This window comes from Desulfarculaceae bacterium, from assembly GCA_020444545.1.
Classification (GTDB): Bacteria; Desulfobacterota; Desulfarculia; order Desulfarculales; family Desulfarculaceae; genus Desulfoferula.
The window spans coordinates 548,998-564,340 of record JAHLKT010000004.1 but is presented as its reverse complement, the minus strand read 5'-3'; the positions used below and the strand labels follow the sequence as shown (position 1 = coordinate 564,340).

The window sequence follows — 15,343 nt, the reverse complement described above, 5'->3', positions numbered from 1 at the left end:
TAAGATTCACGTAACTATATTCTTCAAACAGGAGCTTAATTCATGCAGGATTGCAAGGTCGATTACAAGGTGGTGGCCGCGGCCATAGACTTCAGCGATTATTCCGAGATCACCTTTACCCATGCCGTGGAACAGGCCCGCTCCCACAAGTCCGAGCTGTTGATCCTCAACGTGATCAACGACCGGGGCCTGGACGAGCTGGACCGCCTGGCCGCGCAGGGCTACGACCTGGGAGGCAAGGCCGGCTATATCCAGCGGGTGGAGGAGGAACGCCAGGGCATCCTGGACAAGGACTACCTCCCCGTGGTCAAGGACTTGAAGGTGCGGGTGCTGTTCACCGTGGGTCATCCCCACGACGAGCTGCTCAAGCTGCTCAAGAACGAGGGCGTGTCCCTTCTGGTGATGGGCACCAAGGGCCGCAGCAACCTGGCCGGGGCCCTGTTCGGCTCCACCGCCGAGAAGATATTCCGTCACGCCCCCTGCCCGGTGCTGAGCGTGCGCGGGCCGGAACACTGCCGCCTGTAGGGTTTTCGGACCGGCCGGCCCCGCCTAGGGCAGGTCGGTGTCCTCCTCCACCAGGCAAGCGTCATCCGGGCAAAAGAGGTTGAGCCACAACCCCTTTTCGCCCGGATTTTTTTGGGCCCTGAGCACCGGGGCCACGGGCGAGCCCTTCTCCGTCTCGCTCAGGCATGAGTCGTCCGGGCAGAACACCTTGAGCCACAGGCCGTCCTTGTCTTTTACGCCGGGCGCCTGACGCATTTCCGGGGGCAGGGAGGCCACCTCGGCCTCTGTGAGGCAGCGCGCCTCGGGGCAGAACACGTTGAGCCAGGCTCCCTGGCCTTGGGGCTTGTCTTGATCTCCCATGGGTCACCTCCGCTGGGGTGTGGTATCTGGCTACAATTATACCTACCAATGTCCTGGGAGAAGATGCCCGGGTAAAAGAAAGCCCCTCCCGCCGAAGCGGGAGGGGCGCTGTTGTCCGTTGAAAGGGGCGGAGCGGCCTTAGACGGCCTCTTCCTCCGCCTTGACCCCCAGGGCCACCTTGTACAGGATGGTCAGCACCAGGGCGCCGGCCGCGTACACCCCGATGGTGATCATCAGCTCGAGCCCGGTGGGCGAGTACTCGGTGACCTCGTGCAAGGGGTTGGGCACGAACCCGCCGGAGATCATGGCCATGCCCTTGTCGATCCAGGTGCAGATGAACACCAGGACGCAGGCGAAGGGCAGGATGGTGGGGTTCTTGCGGGTGCGCGGGTTGACCAAGAGGACGATGGCCGTGAAGCCGCAGGCCAGAGCGGTCCAAACCCAGGGCACCAGGTTGTTGTGCCCGTGCAGGCCGAAGTAGAGGTACTTCAGGTGCGAGGTGTGGCTGGGGATCGCGCTGTAGGCCACCGTGAACACCTCCAGCAGGAAGAAGAAGATGTGCAGGATGATGGCGTAGCAAACGATCTTGGCCAGGGTCTCGAAGGCCTCGCGGCCCGCGTCGAAGCGGGTGAGCTTCTTGACCAGGTAGCCCAGCAGGATGAGCACCGCGGGGCCGGCCGCGAAAGCCGAGGCCAAAAAGCGCGGGGCCATGATGGCGGTGAGCCAGAAGCCGCGGCCGGGCAGACCGGCGTACAGGAAGGCCGTCACGGTGTGGATGGACACCGCCCAGGGGATGGACAGGTAGATGATGGGCTTGATCCACCCCGGAGGAGCCAGCTGCTTGCGCTCGGCCTCCAGAGTCACCCACCCGGCCACCAGGTTGATGATCAGGTATCCGTTCAGGACGATCATGTCCCAGAACAGGATGGAGTTGGGCGTGGGGTGCAGCATCACGTTCAGGATGCGGCTCGGTTTACCAAGGTCGACGGTGATGAACAGGATGCACATGATCACCGCCGCGATGGCCAGGAATTCGCCCAGGATGGTGATGCGCCCGAAGGTCTTGTAGTGGTGCAGATAGTAGGGCAGCACCAGCATGACCGCCGAGGCGGCAACGCCCACCAGGAAGGTGAACTGGGCGATGTAGAAGCCCCAGGAAACGTCCCGGCTCATGCCGGTGATCATGAGGCCTTTATTGTACTGAACCAAATAGGCCCCGAAACCGGCTCCGATAACCACGAGCAGGCAGATGAGCCAGGTCCAGTACAGCTTGCTTCCGCTTAGCGCCTTTTCAAGCATGACGACCTCTATACCAGGTAGTAGACCTGGGGATGGGTGCCCAGGTTGGGTTTACGGCGAATGCTGTAGCGCGAGCGCAGCAGCCTGCGAAGCTCGCTGCCCGCGTCGTCCACATCGCCAAAGACCATGGCCCCGCCGCTGGCCTCGGCGCAGTAGGGCAGCTTGCCCACCGCGAGGCGCTCGGAGCAGAAGGTGCACTTCTCGACCACGCCCTTGGTGCGGGTGGGGTAGAGGGGGTACTCCTTCTTGATGAAGGGGCGAGGATCGCGGAAGTTGAAGCTCCGCGAGCCGTAGGGGCAACCGGCCATGCAGAACCGGCAGCCGATGCAGCGGTGCATGTCCATCATGACGATGCCGTCCTCGCGCTGGAAGGTGGCCTTGGTGGGGCACACCCGGACGCAGGGCGGGTTGTCGCAGTGGTTGCACATGGCGATGAACCGGGCGTTCTTGATCTCGGGATCCGCGAAGGGGTTCTCCACCTCGGGGAAGGCGTTGACGTAGCCCGTCAGCCAGATCCACTTGATGGTTTGCTTACCCGGGATGTCCGGCACGTTGTGGTAGTAGTTGCAGGCCTGAATGGCCGCCCGGGCCTTTTCCTCGGTGAGCTTGCGCATATCGATGACCATGCCCCAGCGGCGGCCCTTCAGGGCCTTGGGGTTGGGCATCACCTCGGAGTTGCCCTGGCTCTTGGGGAAGACCATCTGATAAGGCGTGGGCATACGCTCGGCGGCGTCCAGGGAACCAGGCTTGAGCAGCTGGAAACCCACGGAGCCTCCCAGGCCAAGGGCGCCCGCGATCCCGGCGAGTTTTAGAAACTGTCTCCTGTCCACGCCCATCACTTCTTCTCCTTCGGCACAAGGTGGCAATCCCAACAGAACGGCGCCACGGCCAGGTAGTTGTGACACTGGTCGCAGAACTTGACCTTGCTGGTGTGGCACTGGAAGCAGGTGTTGCTCAGGCTCATGTTGAAGGTCTTGCCGTTGGCCGACTCGTAGAGCCGGTCGCCGTCGCGCACCACCTCGTCCCGCCAATGGTTGAGCAGGGTCATGTGGCTGGTGCGCATGTAGGCGGTGTCCGCCACGCACTGGGTGGCCACGCTCTTGGGCACCGGCTGGGGCTTGGGCACCGGGGCCGCCTTGCCCGCGCCGCTCCAGAACGGGTAGGTGAAGATGGCCAGGAAGATAACCAGGCCAACTATGATCTGCGGTCCGTTATAGAGCTTCATTACTCTTCACCCTCCTCTCCGGCCTCGCCTTCGCCTTCCGGCTCTTCAGGCGGGACATAGGATGGGTTTTCCTCGCCGCGCAGGTTGTACTCGCGCTCGCCCTGGCCTTCCATGACCAAGGCGTTGGCCACCAGCTCGGATACGCCGCAGACCTCGGTGCCCGGCACCCAGTAGTCCATCAGGGCCGGGAACACCGCGCGGTCGATGGCGCAGACGCAGGAGAGCATGTTCACTCCCTTGTCCTCGGCCACCCGTTTGACCGCGTTGGCCCGGGGCAGGCCGCCCCTGAGGCGCATTTCCAGGTACTCACCGGCGTTTAGGCCGGAGCCCGAACCGCAGCAGAAGGTGTTTTCCCGGATCACCTGGGGCGCCATGTCCACGAAGTTGTTGCACACGTTGTTGATGACATAGCGCGGTTCCTCCAGCATGCCCATGCCGCGGGAGGTGTTGCAGGAGTCGTGGAAGGTCACGGTGTAGTGATCGTTCTGGCTGGGGTCCAGCTTCAGCTTGTTGTTCTTGATCAGGTCGGCGGTGAACTCGGTGATGTGCACCATCTTGGTGGACACCGCGTTCTCGAACACCGTGCCGGTGATGGGGCTCACCGGGCGATCCAGCCAGGTGGGCGGGCCGTTGAGGGTGTTCATGTACTGGTGCACCACCCGCCACATGTGGCCGCACTCGCCGCCCAGGATCCACTTGACCCCCAGGCGCTTGGACTCGGCGTACATCTTGGCGTTCAAGCGCTTCATCATCTCGTGGGAGGTGAAGAAGCCGAAGTTGCCGCCCTCGGAGGCGTAGGTGGACCAGGTGTAGTCCAGCCCGATGTGCTCGAAGAGCATCAAATAGCCCATGAGGGTGAAGATGCCCGGCTCGGCGAAGACGTCGCCCGAGGGGGTTACGAAGAGGATCTCGGCTCCCTTGCGGTTGAAGGAGGGCTCGATCTTGATCCCTACGTACTCCTCGATGTCATCGAGCAGGTACTCGATGTTCTCCTTGAATGTGTGCGGCTTCAGGCCCAGGTGGTTACCGGTCATGAAGCAGTTGGCCACCGGAGAGGCGATCCAGTCAATGTTGCAGCCGATCAGGTTGATGATCTCGCGCGCGATGATGGTGATCTCGGCGGTGTCGATGCCGTAGGGGCAGAACACGCTGCAGCGGCGGCACTCGGTGCACTGGAAGAAGTAGTAGAACCACTCCTTGATCACCTCTTCGGTGAGCTTGCGCCCGCCGGCCAGCCTGCCCAGGATCTTGCCCGCGGTCTTGAACTCGCCGCGGTAGATGCTGCGGATCAGCTCGGCCCGGAGCACCGGCATGTTCTTGGGGTCGCCGGTGCCGATGAAGAAGTGACACTTGTCGGCGCAGGCGCCGCAGCGCACGCAGATGTCCATGAACAGCTTGAAGCTGCGGAAGCGCTCCAGGCGCTGGGCGATGCCCTCCCGGACAGTGCCCTTCCAGTCGGCCGGCAGCTTCCAGTCATCGTCGGTGGGGTTCCAGTCACGCGGGTTGGGCAGGCCCACCGTCTCCAGGGCCGACGCTTTGCCCGCATAGAGGTAGTTGCCCGGCTTGAACTCGGGCTTGGTATCCATCCAGTTTTGGGCTGGAGGATGGTGATCAATTTTTCCGACTACTTCGGGACTCGGAGTTTTGGCAGCCATGGTTAGTCTTCCTTCTCCTCAGTCACCTCGGCCTCGGCCGGAGCCGGAGCGGCGGGCGCCTTTTCGGCCTCGGCCTCTTCCAGGGTCTTTTCCACCGGCAGGCCGGCTTCGACCATCTCCTCCCGGAAGTCGTCCTCGTACTCATGATAGTCGTGAGTCTTGACGGGGTAGTTCCAGGGGTTGACGTGGAGTACGGCGCGGCTGTTGTTGACCATGTTGCGGGTGGGGCTGAGGAACACGCCTCCCAGGTGCATGAGCTTGCTGAAGGGGAAGTAGGCGAAGAGCACGCACACAAGGAAGAAGTGGACGTAGAACCAGACGCTGATTCCGTCGGGCACCACCGGATGGAAGGTGGCCAGGCCCATGGCCAGCTCCTTGACCTTCACCACGTCGATACGGATGACGTACCGGGCGAGGATGCCGGTGAGGGCGATGAAGGTGATCAGGAACAGGGGGAACCAGTCGGCCGCCAAGGAGATGTAGCGCACCGAGGGGACCACGATGCGCCGCACCAGCAGCAGGCTCACCCCGCCCAGCAGCACCAGGCCGCTGATCTGGATGGTGGGCAAGCCGATGCCGAAGGTGGCCAGGTTGAACTCCAAAAACCCGTCCAGGTGCTCCAGGGTCTGGAGCCACTGGGCGATGGGCTCGGTGAACAACCGGGCGTGCCGGATGATCACCACCAGGAAGGCCCAGTGGAACATCATGGCGAACAGCCAGAGGAACTTCTCCGAGCTGTAGCGAATGGTGGGCCCCTGGCGGTAGTCCAACTTCATGTTGCGGAACAGGCTGCGGAAGGTGAGGACCTCGAAGGCCATCCTCAGCAGCACCATTCCCCCGCTACACGGGTTGTCGATCTTGTTGGGCTTGATCCAGGGGAGCGATTTCTCCTGGCCGCACGTCGTGGGAATCCTGAAGGGCACCGGCGACCGAGCCCAGTCCACCACCCGGTAGACCAGCCCCGCGAAGAAGGTGAGCACCGCCGCGTACGGGATGATCACCCCAAACAGGACCTTGAGGCCCAAGCCTCCGACTCCCACCAGCGCTATCCCCACGAGCACTAGCACGGCGACTACGCTAAATAGGAAACCAATCATTCTACTGCTACCTCGTTACACGGTTAGCCTTGTTGGTTCGGCTTACACACTTTCCGGCTCTTCGCCGGTTGTTTCCACCAAAATATTCGCCCGCCGCAGCAGGCTGAAGGCGTTGGAATGCATTTCCTTGACCTTCAGCTCATAAAGCTGCTCACGGCATCCCATGTAGATGTCAAAGGCCACCAAGGCCATGTAGTCGATGGTGGCTTCCAGGTCGACCAGCTCCTGGTCCAGGGCCTCGGTGTCGATCTCGCGGCCTATTTCCTTGCGAATGATGTACTTGAGCGAGAAGACGAAGGACAGAGCCTGGGCGGGGGTGAATTCCTGAAGGGCCCGCACCCGGATGATGCGGTCCAGGAAGGGCGTTATCTTCTCGCGGTCCACGCCCTCCAGAACCTGATCGAACAGGTTGTTGGTCTCGGCCACGATGGTGTGGCCCACCGGGTTGTGGTACTGGTCCTTCTTGCTCTTTAAAAACTTCGCGGTTTCGCTGGGATAAGTCTGCACGATGGCGTCTATCCACTGGTCCACGATGGCGGACTTATGTTTTGCCAGGATGGTTTTGAGCTTCATTTCACTTACGCTTACGCGACTCCATACCCTAGCTGGCCCGCTTGCGGGCGGCCCGCTTGGAAATAGTAACCAGTCCTCGCGCTGGAGTATTCCTGCAATTATCAATGCAATAGAGGGTTTAGCGCCAGAACATCAGTGGAAATACTTAACACAGGGTCACCGGGGACGTCAAGCTTTTACAATGGGTTCCGGCCCCATTGTTAACCCCGCGCGGCCCGGCGGGGCCTGGCTGTGGGGGCGGAGAGCGGCTAATATATTAAGGTACGCGCGGCCGCGCTCCGGCCGGCGGGAAGGAGATAAGCGGTGATAGGCTACAAAGGCGTGAACCATCTGGCCCTGGCCACCGGAGACATGGCCGCCACCATCCGCTTTTGGCGCGACCTGTTGGGCATGCCCTTGAAAGGCGGGCTGGGCAAGCCCGGCTACCGCCACTATTTTTTCGAGCTGGGGCCGCATGACTACATCGCCTTCTTCGAATGGCCCGGGGTGGAGCCCCTGGTGGAGAAGGACCACGGCGTGCCGGTGAAAGGCCCCTACGGCTTTGACCATGTCTCCCTGGGCGTCACGGAGCAGGACGACCTCTGGGCCCTCAAGGACAAGCTGGAGGCCGCCGGGTTCTGGGCCAGCGAGGTGATCGACCACGGGTTCATCCACTCGCTCTACAGCTTCGACCCCAACGGAATCGCCATCGAGTTTTCCTGGGACGTGCCGGGCATGGACCTGCGCGAGCACCCGATAATGGCCGACCACCAGCCCATCGCCGAGGCCCTGGAGGGACCCGGCCCCCAGCCCGGCAAGTGGCCGCCGGTGAGCCAGCCCACCCCGCCGGAGGACAAGGTGGTCTACCCCGGCGAGGGCGGGGCCATCCGCGACGACGGGCGCAACGCCTGGGCTCCGGACAATGGCGAGACGGACTCGTGAGTTGCGCTCCCCGTCCCGCCATCCTATACTTCCCCATGCCCCGCCCGGCGACCGCCCGATCATGAGGTATTGATGAGCATCCCCCCCATTCCCAGCCGCGCCGAGCACCTGGCTGCCTGGCGCGAATCGGGCGGCAAGCTATGCGCCGCCTTTCCGGCCCAATACCCCAAGGAGCTGCTCTGGGCCCACGGGATCCTGCCCGTGGAGGTGTGGGACCCGCCCCTGGCCGCGACAAGAGCGCCGGGCCATCTCCAGCCCTACATCTGCTCGGTGGTGCGCCAGGGCCTGGAGCTACTTTTGGCCGGGGCCGGGGACGAGATGGACATCATCCTCTTCCCCCACACCTGCGACTCCATGCAGAACCTGGCCTCCCTGGTGGGGGACTACCTGAAGCCCAAGGCGACCAGCCTGTTTTTCTACAACCCCAAGGCCCCCTTCGGGCAGCCGGCCCGCGAGTTCTACCTGGACCGGCTCTTCGCCCTGGACCGTGAGCTGGCCGGGCTTTTCGGCCCCCGGCCCGAGGGCGCCCTGGAGCAGGCCCTGGCCTGGAGCCGCACCCTGAGCGGGCTCTACGCCAAGGCCTATGACCTCAGGGCCGCGGGCGGCCTGGCCGTGGGCGCGGCCGAGTTCTACGCCGTGCTCCGGGCGGGCGAGTATCTGCACCCCACCGCTTTCATCCCCCTGCTCGACGCCTGGCTGGCCCAGGCGGTGGGGCAGCCCTCGGCCGGGGAGCGCATCGTGCTCTCGGGCGTTCTACCCGGGCCGGAGGACCTTTTGGAGAGCCTGGACGCCCTGGGCCTGGTGGTGGCCCACGACGATCTGCTGTCCATGAGTCGGCGTCTGCTATATCCCCCGCCGGGCGAGGGCGAGCCCCTGGCCGCGCTCACCGAGAGCTTTTTGGAAATGCCCCCGTGCAGCACGCGGGGCTCCTCCTTGGCCGAGCGTTTGGCCTGGCTCAAGAGCCTGGCCAAGCTCAGCAAGGCCCGGGGCGTGGTGTTCTCGGTGGTCAAGTTCTGTGAGCCCGAGCTGTTTGATCTGCCCGAGCTGCGGCGGGGCTTGAAAGAAGCGCGTCTGCCCAGCCTGCTGATCGAAGTGGACGTGAACCAGGCGGCCGGCGGCCAAGCGTCCACCCGTTTGGAAGCCTTCCGGGAGATGATGGCATGAGCCTGAGCGCCAAGGCCAAACTGAGCTTCATGAAGGACCTGGGCTTTCCGGCCATGCTGAGCCTGCAAAAGGCCATGAAGGGCAAGCGGGGCCCACGCAAGGCCAACCCCGATTTCGGGCCTCCCCTCAAGTGCGCCGCGCGGCTCAAAGAGATCATGATGCGCCACTACTATTTGGCGCGTTTCGCCCCGGGTGCCAAGCCGGTGGCCTGGGTCACCTCGGGCGCGCCGGTGGAGCTCTTACGGGCCCTGGACTTCTACACCATCTACCCCGAGAACCACGGGGCCCTGTGCGGGGCCCAGAAGATGGGGCCCGAGCTGTGCCAGGTGGCCGAGGACGAGGGCTACTCAGCGGATCTGTGCTCCTACGCCCGGGTGGACCTGGGGCACATGCTAAGCGGCAAGACCCCGGCTGGGCGGCTGCCCAAGCCTGACCTGTTGTTCTGCTCCAACAACATCTGCCAGACCGTGGTGTACTGGTACAAGGTCATGGCTCACCGCTACGGCGTGCCCTTGGTGATGTTCGACACGCCCTTCAACTACGGCGAGATCAAGGACGACGACATCGACTACATGAAGGGCCAGATCAAGGACATGATCCCGGTGCTGGAAAAAGCGGCGGGCCGGTCCTTTGACATGGAGCGCTTCATGGCCGTGGCCGAGCTGAGCAAATCCACCAGCGAGCTGTGGGGCCTGTGCCTGGAGACCATGAAGGCCAAGCCCGCTCCCATGACCATCTTCGACGCCTTCGTGCACCTGGCCCCGGTGGTGAGCCTGCGCGGATTGCCCGTGGCCAGGGAGTATTACGAGATCCTCTACGCCGAGCTTTTGGAGCGGGTGCGGGCCGGGATTGGGGCCATTACCAACGAGCGTAAGCGGCTCATGTGGGACAACATCGCCATCTGGTACAAGGTGCGCGACTTCTCCGAGCTCTTCGCGGCGCGGGGCATGAACTTCGTGGCCGCCACCTATACCAACGCCTGGGCCGAGACCATCCAGCATTTGGACATGAGCCGGCCCTTCGAGTCCCTGGCCAAGACCTACTCCCTGGTGATCCTGAACAACAACCTGGAGCACCGGCTGAACCTCATGGCCAAGATGGTCGAGGATTACGCGGTGGACGGCCTGGTGGTGCACTCGGCCCGCTCCTGCAAGCCTTACTCCCTGGGGCAGTACGACTTGAAGCGCATCCTCAGCGAGCGCCTGGGCATACCCGCCGTGGTCATCGAGGCGGACATCACCGACTACCGTTACTTTAGCGAGGAACAGGCCCTCACCCGCTTGGAGGCCTTTTTCGAGGCCCTGGAAGCGGCCTAGATATTCAACCGCAAGGAGAGCCGAATGCCCATCATCAAGACCGTCGCCCCGGAAGAGGCCCAGGGCAAGGTAAAAGAGGCTTACGATATTTTCGCGCCCATGGGCGCGGTGCCCGCGCCCATGCAGATGTACTCCTCCTCCCCCGAGTGGATGGGGGTGCGCACCCAGTTGATGGGATACTACGTGCAGCATCCCAATCTGAGCCTGGGTCTCTTGGCCCTGATCCGTATGCTGGTGGCCGAAGAGCTCAAGTACTATTACTGCATCTCCATGAACCGCGAGCTTCTCAAAACCATCGGCATCATGGACGAGGACGCGGCCGCCAAGGTGCTGGCCGACCCGGCCGGCGCGCCCCTGGGAGACAAAGACAAGGCCATGCTCCTGTTCGTGCTCAAGGCGGTCAAGACGCCGGAAGAGGTAAGCGCCGAGGACATGCAGGCCCTGCGCGAGCTGGGTTGGAGCGACCGGGACATCCTCGACGCCACGGTGCACGGGGCGGGCATGGTGGTGGATGGCATCTTGTTCAAGGCCTTCAAAATGGACGACGGCGCGCCCGCCTGCTGAGCGGCGGCCCGGCCCCGCGAACGGTTCGAGACAATTATCTTTTGTTCGGAGGGATCATGCCCATTATCAAGACCGTGACCCCGGAAGAGGCCCAGGGCAAGGTAAAAGAGGCTTACGACGTATTCGCGGGCATCGGCATGGTGCCCGCGCCCATGCAGATGTACAGCGTGTCGCCGGACCTGGCCGCCATCAAGGGCCAGGTGATCGGCTACTTCCGGGGGCAGTCCCGCCTGAGCCCCGGCCTGCTGGCCCTCATCCGCATGTTGGTGGCCGAGGAGCTCAAGTACTACTACTGCATCTCCCTGAATACCAAGGTGCTGGCCGCGGTGGGCATCCTGGACGAGGACGCGGCGGCCAAGGTGATCGCCGACCCGGAGAGCGCGCCCCTGGCCGAGGCGGACAAGGCCCTGCTCATGTTCGTGCTTAAGGCGGTGAAGACCCCGGAAGAGGTGAGCGCCGAGGACATGGCCCGGCTCAAGGAGCTGGGCTGGAGCGAGCGCGAGGTGTTCGAGGCCACGGTGCAGGGCACCAACATGGTGGCCGACGGCATTTTGTTCAAGGCCTTCAAGATGGACGAAGCGCCGGCTTGTTAAGGGCGGCTTCCACAGCATAAGAGAGACAGCATGTCCTTTTTCGCCGGCATAGACGTAGGCTCCCTGAGCAGCGACGCGGTCATCGTGGACGCGGCCGGGGGCATCAAGGGCTGGGCGGTCACCGAGACCGGGGCCCACAGCACCAACGCGGCCGAGGCCGCCCTGAACACCGCCCTGGAGCGGGCAGGGCTGGAGCCCGGGCAGATCGCCTTCACCGTGGCCACCGGCTATGGCCGGGCCGCCGTGCCTGGCGCGGGCAAGAAGGTCACCGAGATCACCTGCCACGCCCTGGGGGCTCACACCCTGTTCCCGGACGTGGGCACGGTGGTAGACATCGGCGGGCAGGACTCCAAGGTGATCCGCCTGGGCGATGGCGGCAAGGTGGTGGACTTCGTGATGAACGACAAGTGCGCCGCCGGGACGGGACGCTTTCTGGAGGTGATGGCGGTCAAGCTGGGGGTGGGCCTGGACGACCTGGGCCGCCTTAGCCTGGGTGCCGAGGGCGAGGTGGCCATCTCCAGCGTGTGCACCGTGTTCGCCGAGAGCGAGGTGGTCTCGTTGGTGGCCAAGAACCAGCCCATCCCCCAGATCATCAAGGGCCTGCACCGCGCGGTGGTGAACCGGGTGGCGGCCATGACCGGCACCACGGGCGTGAAAGAGCGGGTGATCATGTCCGGCGGGGTGGCCAAGAACCAGGGCGTGGTGGCCTTGATGTCCGAGCGCCTGGGCGTGGAAATCTCGGTGCCCGACGAGCCCCAGATCGTGGGGGCCTTGGGCGCGGCGCTGATCGCGGCGCGGGAGGGGGCCTAGAACCCAGCGTTTGCCGCTCCACCGGCCACATCATCCATGAATACGCATAAGCAAGATCGGCTAGAAACACAATGCCTGCATCATCGTTAAAGCAAACCACCCTGGGCGACACCGGCCTCACGGTCTCCGAAATCGGCTTCGGCGGCATACCGCTGACCCGGGTGCCCCAGCGCGAGGCCATAGCCATCATCCACCGCGCCCTGGATCTGGGCGTCAACTTCTTCGACACCGCGCGGCTCTATGGCGACAGCGAGAACAAGATGGGCCTGGCCCTGGAAGGCCGGCGCCAAGAGATAGTTCTGGCTTCCAAGACCATGGGCCGCGACGCGGCCACCGCCGCCGAGGACCTGGCCCAGACCCTCACGAACCTGCGCACCGATTATTTGGACCTGTACCAGCTGCACAACGTGGCCAAGCCCGAGGTGCTGGAGCAGGTGCTGGCCCCGGACGGGGCCTACCAGACGGCGCTCAAGGCCCAGCAGGAGGGCAGGGTCAGGCACATCGGCCTGTCCTCGCACCACCCGGACGTGGCCCTGGCGGCCATCGAGACCGGCAAGTTCGCCACCATCCAGTTCGCCTGCAACTTCGTGGAGGACCAAGCCGCCGCCAGGGTCTTCGCCGCCGCCAAGGAGCGGGGCATGGGCTGCATCGGCATGAAGCCCCTGGGCGGCGGGCTGCTGGAGCGGGCTGATTTGTGCTTCCGCTGGCTGCAAAGGCTCTCCGGCGTGGTGCCCATCCCGGGCATCCAGGCCATGAGCGAGCTGGAGGAAATCGCGGGGCTCTACGCCCAGCGCCGGCCGCTGAACGAGGCGGACCTGATGGCCATGGCCGCCATCCGGGCCGAGCTGGGCAGCCGCTTCTGCCACCGCTGCGGCTACTGCATGCCTTGCCCCAACGGCATCGACATCCCCATGGCCATGCTCTTCCGCTCCCAGCGCAGGCGCTTCCCGCCCCAGGAGCTGGCCGCCATGTCGGGCAAGGCCATCCAGGAGGTGGAGAACTGCCTGCAATGCGGCGAGTGCGAAGAGCGCTGCCCCTACGAGCTGCCCATTCCGGAAATGCTGCAAGAGATACTGGGCGAGTATCGCCAGTTTATTTCCGAGTTGAATAAATAGGCGGCTTCGCCAGACGCGGCTATGCTGCGTTGCCGCCATCGCTCCAGCCTCGACGTAGCTCAGGCTACGCCTCCGGCTGTCGCTCGGCGGACGCCTTGCCTAGCCACGCCTGGCTGTGCCGCATGGGTTGGGCTTCTTTCTCGCTTACTTGCCTAAAAGATTCTTGCCAGAAGAAAGCAGGCCTCCGGCGCTGAATGCCGGCGGCCTGATTTTTTGTGCGGGTTTGGCGGTGGCCTCGCGGCCTACTTTTTGACCCCGCCCAGCTTCTCCAGGAAGTTGGTCACCTCGGAGCCGTAGCCCGCCTCCTTGTTGATGATCTGGCCCAGGCCCCGCTGCACCGCCACGCTGGCCGCCTTTTCCAGGGTTATGCCCAGCAGGCGGTCGAAGACCTGGCCCGCGATCTGGGAGGCGGTGCCCTTGAGGTTCTTCATCTCCAGATCGCGCACTCCCAGGTCCACCGGCTGCTTGAGGTCCGGGCCGGTGATGGTGGCCTGGGCCCCTTGCACCCGGAGCAGGCCGATGGAAAACACCGGGTCGTCCTTCTTGGCGGCGGATGGGGACGGCTTGCCCTCCGCCTTTTTGGCCTGGGCCTGGAGCTGGCTCAGGTTGTTCTCTTTGCCTTTGAGCTCCACCCGTATCTTGGGGTTGATGGCCTCTATCTTCTTGATGTTTGCGTCGCCCTCGCCCACCTGCACGGTGATGCTGGCGAAGCTCATGGCCGGTTGGCTGGAGTAGCCCGGCGGGTTGGCCACGGTCAAACCCTTCACCGTGGCCTGGCGCTCAGAGAGCTGGAGGTTCACGCTGTCCACCTTCACCGCCACGCCCAGGGCCTGGCTGCCCGCCTTTTCGATGAAGCCCTTGGCAAAGCTGTCCAGGTTGCTGAAGGCGTAATAGGCCACTCCGGCCGCGGCCAGCAGCACCACCAGGACCCCGATCCAGATAAACTTGCGCATGACTTGCCCCTCCCGTTTAACCGGCTCTGTTTAGTATGCCACGAGGCCGGGGGCACAAGAAAAGGGGAGGCGCGAGGCCTCCCCTGGGGTAGCTGCTTTTGGTCGGAGCCTAGTCGCCGGCGCGCACGTTCTCGGCCGCTCCGGCCTTGCCGCCCGAAGGCAGGGTCTTGACCTCGAAGACCACCGCCTGGCCCTCGACCAGGTTCTCGAAGTCCAGGTCTTCCAGGTCCGAGAGGTGGAAGAAGAAGCTGACCCCGTCGTCGGTGGTCACGAAGCCGTAGCCCTTGTCATCCTTCTTGAACTCCACCACCCCGTCCAGGGTCTCGCCGATCACCGGCAGCCCGGCCTGGGGGCCGTAGTCGTACTCTTCCTCGGTCTCCTCGAGGTACACCCCGTTGGAGCGCCGCTGGGAGTAGGCCTGGCGGCAGGCGTCGCAATAGACCGGCTCGCCCCGGCGGGGGCGGTAGGTGGTCTGGAAGGCGCGGTCGCCCTCGTGGTCCGGGGACTGGCACTCCAGCCACTGGGGCTCGTAGCGCAGCTCCAGCTCCTCGATGAGGTCGTCCATCCAGATCACGTCGTAGTCCTTCACCCCCTCGCGGTCCTCGGGGTCGGCCAGCTCCTGGGCGCAGGAGGAGCGCACGCTCACCACGGCCACCCGCTTGCCGAGCTGGCGCACGGTGTTGAGTACCGGGGTGAAGTCGCGGTCGCCAAGCACGGCCACGGCGATGTCCATGCCAAAGGGCATGGCCGCCTGATAGAGCATCTTGGAGGCCAGGGCGATGTCCACGCACTTCTCGCGGGGCTGGAAGTTGTCCTCCGGGCCGCGGTCGCTGTGGCGCACCCGGCGGCCCCGGAAGTCGATGTTGAACAGCTCGGTCTCGTAGTGATAGTCCTCCCTGAGGAGCTTGTAGAACTCGTTCTGGCGGGTGATCAGGCTCTCGTCCAGGGAGTCGTAGTTGGTGGGCAGGCTGGCGAAGATGTGGCTGCGCACCACGTCGATCCCTTCGATGCCCACCCCCAGGCGCTCGCTGAGCTCGCGGGCCACCACCCGGGGCAGCACGCCGTAGTCGATCTTGAACTCGCTTTTGCCGCTTTGCTCGGCCAGGCGGGGCAGGGTGCGGTAGAGCCAGGTGCCGTCGATGAAGACCATAACCTTATACATATTGACCTCACATAGAGAAAAATTTGTGAATT

General features: G+C 64.0%; 17 protein-coding genes. 8 read left to right on the top strand and 9 right to left on the bottom strand.

From position 1 onward, the window contains the following. Positions 1-42: 42 nt before the first annotated feature. Positions 43-525, top strand: coding sequence for a universal stress protein (locus KQH53_14385; protein MCB2227864.1), 483 nt, complete (start codon positions 43-45; stop codon positions 523-525). A gap of 24 nt (positions 526-549) precedes the next feature. On the opposite strand, the gene KQH53_14380 is transcribed toward KQH53_14385, so the two are convergent. From KQH53_14380 to KQH53_14350, 7 genes are all read right to left on the bottom strand, one after another. Continuing rightward, positions 550-864: a hypothetical protein gene (locus KQH53_14380; GenBank protein ID MCB2227863.1), complete on the bottom strand. Its 315-nt coding sequence runs from the start codon at positions 862-864 to the stop codon at positions 550-552. A 138-nt stretch (positions 865-1,002) separates the two neighbouring features. Then, complete coding sequence (gene nrfD, locus KQH53_14375; protein MCB2227862.1) at positions 1,003-2,163, bottom strand: polysulfide reductase NrfD; 1,161 nt, start codon at positions 2,161-2,163, stop codon at positions 1,003-1,005. An 8-nt stretch (positions 2,164-2,171) separates the two neighbouring features. Then, positions 2,172-2,999, bottom strand: a complete 828-nt coding sequence (locus tag KQH53_14370; GenBank protein MCB2227861.1) for a 4Fe-4S dicluster domain-containing protein — start codon at positions 2,997-2,999, stop codon at positions 2,172-2,174. Beyond that, entirely contained in the window at positions 2,999-3,388 is a 390-nt protein-coding gene (gene dsrJ / locus KQH53_14365; protein ID MCB2227860.1) for a sulfate reduction electron transfer complex DsrMKJOP subunit DsrJ, read from the bottom strand. Before dsrJ ends, KQH53_14370 begins: the two co-directional genes overlap by 1 nt. Next, positions 3,388-5,043, bottom strand: coding sequence for a (Fe-S)-binding protein (locus KQH53_14360; protein MCB2227859.1), 1,656 nt, complete (start codon positions 5,041-5,043; stop codon positions 3,388-3,390). The genes dsrJ and KQH53_14360 overlap by 1 nt, the downstream gene beginning before the upstream one ends. Positions 5,044-5,045: 2 nt before the next feature. After that, positions 5,046-6,137 carry a sulfate reduction electron transfer complex DsrMKJOP subunit DsrM gene (gene dsrM, locus KQH53_14355; protein MCB2227858.1) on the bottom strand — a complete coding sequence of 364 codons (1,092 nt, stop codon included), beginning with the start codon at positions 6,135-6,137 and terminating at the stop codon, positions 5,046-5,048. 45 nt (positions 6,138-6,182) lie between these two features. After that, a complete protein-coding gene (locus tag KQH53_14350) occupies positions 6,183-6,713 on the bottom strand; it encodes an RsbRD N-terminal domain-containing protein (protein ID MCB2227857.1) in 531 nt (176 codons plus the stop codon). A 306-nt stretch (positions 6,714-7,019) separates the two neighbouring features. Between KQH53_14350 and KQH53_14345 the strand changes: the two genes are divergently transcribed. From KQH53_14345 to KQH53_14315, 7 genes are all read left to right on the top strand, one after another. Beyond that, positions 7,020-7,634, top strand: coding sequence for a VOC family protein (locus tag KQH53_14345; protein ID MCB2227856.1), 615 nt, complete (start codon positions 7,020-7,022; stop codon positions 7,632-7,634). A gap of 72 nt (positions 7,635-7,706) precedes the next feature. Continuing rightward, on the top strand, positions 7,707-8,798 hold the full coding sequence (locus tag KQH53_14340) for a 2-hydroxyacyl-CoA dehydratase family protein (protein MCB2227855.1): 1,092 nt from the start codon (positions 7,707-7,709) through the stop codon (positions 8,796-8,798). Beyond that, complete coding sequence (locus KQH53_14335; GenBank protein ID MCB2227854.1) at positions 8,795-10,114, top strand: 2-hydroxyacyl-CoA dehydratase; 1,320 nt, start codon at positions 8,795-8,797, stop codon at positions 10,112-10,114. The genes KQH53_14340 and KQH53_14335 overlap by 4 nt, the downstream gene beginning before the upstream one ends. A 24-nt stretch (positions 10,115-10,138) precedes the next feature. Continuing rightward, the gene (locus KQH53_14330; GenBank protein MCB2227853.1) at positions 10,139-10,678 is read left to right on the top strand and encodes a hypothetical protein; all 540 of its coding nucleotides are present in this window, start codon (positions 10,139-10,141) and stop codon (positions 10,676-10,678) included. A gap of 56 nt (positions 10,679-10,734) precedes the next feature. Beyond that, complete coding sequence (locus KQH53_14325) at positions 10,735-11,271, top strand: hypothetical protein (protein ID MCB2227852.1); 537 nt, start codon at positions 10,735-10,737, stop codon at positions 11,269-11,271. A 30-nt stretch (positions 11,272-11,301) separates the two neighbouring features. Beyond that, positions 11,302-12,081, top strand: a complete 780-nt coding sequence (locus KQH53_14320) for a 2-hydroxyglutaryl-CoA dehydratase (GenBank protein ID MCB2227851.1) — start codon at positions 11,302-11,304, stop codon at positions 12,079-12,081. A 71-nt stretch (positions 12,082-12,152) separates the two neighbouring features. After that, on the top strand, positions 12,153-13,196 hold the full coding sequence (locus tag KQH53_14315; GenBank protein ID MCB2227850.1) for an aldo/keto reductase: 1,044 nt from the start codon (positions 12,153-12,155) through the stop codon (positions 13,194-13,196). 242 nt (positions 13,197-13,438) lie between these two features. On the opposite strand, the gene KQH53_14310 is transcribed toward KQH53_14315, so the two are convergent. After that, entirely contained in the window at positions 13,439-14,149 is a 711-nt protein-coding gene (locus KQH53_14310) for a hypothetical protein (protein ID MCB2227849.1), read from the bottom strand. Positions 14,150-14,258: 109 nt separating this feature from the next. Continuing rightward, positions 14,259-15,311, bottom strand: a complete 1,053-nt coding sequence (locus KQH53_14305) for a cold shock domain-containing protein (protein ID MCB2227848.1) — start codon at positions 15,309-15,311, stop codon at positions 14,259-14,261. Positions 15,312-15,343: the final 32 nt, after the last annotated feature.